This is a genomic window from Syntrophorhabdaceae bacterium, assembly GCA_028713955.1.
Lineage (GTDB): Bacteria > Desulfobacterota > Syntrophorhabdia > Syntrophorhabdales > Syntrophorhabdaceae > UBA5609.
In genome coordinates this window covers 1-3,483 of sequence record JAQTNJ010000297.1, presented here as the reverse complement: position 1 = coordinate 3,483, position 3,483 = coordinate 1, and the positions used below count along the sequence as shown (strand labels likewise).

4 protein-coding genes are annotated in these 3,483 nt (G+C 47.2%); 3 read left to right on the top strand and 1 reads right to left on the bottom strand.

The genetic code is table 11. The annotated features are described in order from the left end of the window. On the bottom strand, positions 1–649 hold a 649-nt coding region (locus PHU49_16040; GenBank protein MDD5245520.1), incomplete at its 3' end, for a hypothetical protein. Positions 650–906: 257 nt separating this feature from the next. Between PHU49_16040 and PHU49_16035 the strand changes: the two genes are divergently transcribed. The 3 genes from PHU49_16035 to PHU49_16025 all read left to right on the top strand — a co-directional run bounded on the left by PHU49_16035 (position 907) and on the right by PHU49_16025 (position 2,684). Continuing rightward, positions 907–1,311, top strand: a complete 405-nt coding sequence (locus PHU49_16035; GenBank protein MDD5245519.1) for a pyridoxamine 5'-phosphate oxidase family protein — start codon at positions 907–909, stop codon at positions 1,309–1,311. Positions 1,312–1,388: 77 nt separating this feature from the next. Beyond that, entirely contained in the window at positions 1,389–1,778 is a 390-nt protein-coding gene (locus PHU49_16030) for a carboxymuconolactone decarboxylase family protein (protein MDD5245518.1), read from the top strand. A gap of 201 nt (positions 1,779–1,979) precedes the next feature. After that, positions 1,980–2,684 (top strand): DNA alkylation repair protein, encoded by a 705-nt coding sequence (locus tag PHU49_16025; GenBank protein MDD5245517.1) that lies wholly within the window; start codon positions 1,980–1,982, stop codon positions 2,682–2,684. The last annotated feature ends 799 nt before the right edge of the window (positions 2,685–3,483 follow it).

The window sequence follows — 3,483 nt, the reverse complement described above, 5'->3', positions numbered from 1 at the left end:
CCTTCTGGAGAGCCTCATTCCTGGGATCAACATAGGAAAAGAGTTTTTCACCTTCTGAATGCCCGTCTGTCATGACCACCGAATAGAGCGGTTCAGCGACATGATGGATCAGGTTGTCCATAGAAACATTCAGGCGAAGGCCGTAAAGCCCGGCATACCTTGTATCAGGAATGGCCCCGTATTTTTTCACGGCGTCCCTGACAGCAGGTACAGAAAAGAGCATCATGGCGCCGAAATCAAAATCATCACGGACGCTCCCCAACAGATAATCATTGAGCGGATGGAGCGCCCTCCCCTTTCCCAGCCCTCCCGGTTCCATATCGTAATAATCGGAATAGACCATGCCTGCCCTGGTAGACTCCGCCGCCTCCAGCATCTTCTCCAGCGCCTCCGTCTTAATGAAGACTGTCCCCGGTCCCGGTAAAAAGAGGACATACTCCGTGTGAATATCTTCCAGGACCATGCTAAGCGTTTCCTGCGACTGGATAGGATCTGCCGCAAGAACACGGCACTTTGGCACTTCAAGATAAACCGGGCGCTGGTTCATGACCACAATGCTTTCTACCAGCACTGATTCTGCGAGAGACAACAGGGACTTCTCAAAGATGGTACCGGAACTATACCGGATAACAAGGGTAAGCTTCTTCATCCCTTACATATTAGCATATCCCCGGCTGGTAAGCATTATCTCTTATTGTGCAAAAGGATATCGACCGGCTCGACCTGCTGTCAGTTATGCAGTACGCCGAGACAGGGGAACCTCAAGGCAGAAAGTATATGCCCTTGTGCTTAACGTATGATCTTATGGGAGTCTCCTTGTGGGTTCTGTTATTATTTTATGTATTGCATACCTCATCCTGTTGCATATAATATATAGCCAAACAAAATTCCCTCCAGGAGGTTCATATGAATACCGCTTTTGAGTTTATACAAGCCAACCCTGTTTTCCACATTGCCACTGTCGATGGAGCTAAAGCAAGGGTCCGTCCCTTTGGCTTCATAATGCAAAGGAACAATACGCTCTATTTCTGCACCAACAAAACCAAGGATGTATATAAGCAGCTAAAACAGAATCCGGATATTGAGATTTCGGATATGGGAAGTAATGATACATGGCTGAGGATAAGAGGAAGAATCGTGTTTGATGAAACCCGTGAGGCAAAAATCCAGGCCTTCGAGCGGTCCCCTAATCTTCTGAGGGTTTATCCCAAAGGGGCGGACGATGAGCTGTTTGTAACCTTTTACTTCACTGAAGCAACAGCTACGTTATTCTCTTTCACGGCGGCGCCTAAGAATATCCCGCTTGTTTAGGGTCATCATGAGGGGCTTCGAGCCGGTCGCTTATGCTCCGGTTCAACCTCACGTTGGGCCTGCAAAGGAGGAAAAACATGGAAACCAATGATCGCTATCGAAGAGGCTGGGAAAAACTCAAAGAAGTTGACCGGGAGGCCGGTGAGCGTGTCATCGAAAGCCTTAAGGATATTGCCCCGGATTTTGCGCGATTACTGATTGAATTTCCCTTTGGCGACATATATTCACGGCCGGGATTAGATCTGAAATCCAGAGAAATAGCGGTAGTAGCGGCTCTGACAGCTTTAGGAAATGCTGTCCCTCAGTTAAAAGTTCATATCCATGGCGCTTTAAATGTTGGATGCACCGAGCAGGAAGTTATCGAGACAATAATACAAATGGCTGTCTATGCAGGTTTTCCCGCGGCGCTTAATGGATTGTTTGCAGCCAAAGAAGTTTTTGCTGAAAGAGGTAAAGTGAAGGGCTAACAATTCCATCAACCAGATCCCATACCTCCCTCAATAAGTGGACACTCACGGCTGATTTGTGTGTTATCTGTGATCCTGGACGGTTAATATCTCCGAATAGCGGCGGGTTATCGAATACCTTGCCTGCACGAACCCTATTCAGATTTAATCCCGCCGGGGTGCAGTGGTTTATGTTAGTTTAAAACCGTTCATTATCTGCCTATGACAGCACAGGAAATCCATAATATTCTGGTGAGTTTGAGTGATGCCGCCATAGCAGAGCATTCACAAAGATTCTTCAAGACAGGCAAGGGCGAGTATGGAGAGGGTGATGTATTCCTCGGCATTCGTGTGCCGGTACTGAGAAAACAGGTCAGGAGATACAGAGACATTCCCCTTGAAGAAACCCTCCTGTTGCTCAAATCCCCTTTTCACGAAGAACGATTATTCGCGCTCCTGATGCTGGTGGATAAATTCTCCGGAGGAGGCGTTGAAGACAGGACCGCAATCTATGAGATATACCTGGGCAACACGCGGTACATCAACAACTGGGACCTCGTTGACAGCTCTGCCTGCTATATTGTCGGCGCATATCTGGAGAAAAAGGATAAGAAGCCGGTCTTCAGACTGGCTAAGTCTGCAAACCTCTGGGAGAGAAGGATTGCCATCCTGTCAACCTTCCACCTGATAAGGAGAAAGGACTTCAGCAATGCCCTGGAGATATCAGGTATACTTATAAAAGACAGAGAGGATCTGATCCATAAAGCTGTCGGCTGGATGCTCCGCGAGATCGGGAAACGCGACCTGCCCGTTGAGAAGGCTTTCCTGGATAAGAATTACAGGGAGATGCCCCGGACAATGCTGCGCTACGCTATTGAGAGGTTCCCCGAAAAAGAACGAAAGAGATACCTGGGAGGAACAGCATAAATCGCTGACAATTGAAGATTTGGCCTACGCTTTATTGCACGGTGTGCTATAATTATACATATCCTGAAGACTGGTGAGGTTATCACATGTTCCCGATCAGATAGTCCTCGGGACCCATCTCTGGCGTGTCCAGAGTAAACCTCGCCAGGTTTCAGGACAATCTTTAAGACAAAGTTTTACAATTGCTGCATACCAAATAACAAAACACTTATAAACAGGTGTTTGGTTATTACAAGCGACCTGTTATCGTGCGAAGCCACACTTCTTGCTGTCATCGCGAGGAACATCCTTCATTCTTGCTGTCATCGCGAGGAACATCCTTCATTCTTGCTGTCATCGCGAGGAACATCCTTCATTCTTGCTGTCATCGCGAGGAGCGTAAGCGACGTGGCGATCTCATAGGGTATAATTTATTGAATGAGATTGCCGCGCTCCGCTCGCAATGACACCTTTCACCGGTTTCATCCAATTACGAATTACGATTCACGAATTACGGGTTTTCCCATTTTTCACCTTTCACCGGTTTCATCCAATTACGAATTACGATTCACGAATTACGGGTTTTCCCATTTTTCGCCTTTCACCGGTTTCATCCAATTACGAATTACGATTCACGAATTATGGGTTTACAGGTATCAACTGTCCAGTATTTCTCTTACTTTCAGGAGCAGTTCATCCGGTAAGAGAGGTTTTGAGATGAAGTTGGCTGCGTCACCGTGAACCCCTTTATCAAGGACCACGTCCCCGGTATAGCCGCTCATAAAAAGGACTTTGATGTCCGGGCAGGTCTTTTTGATCT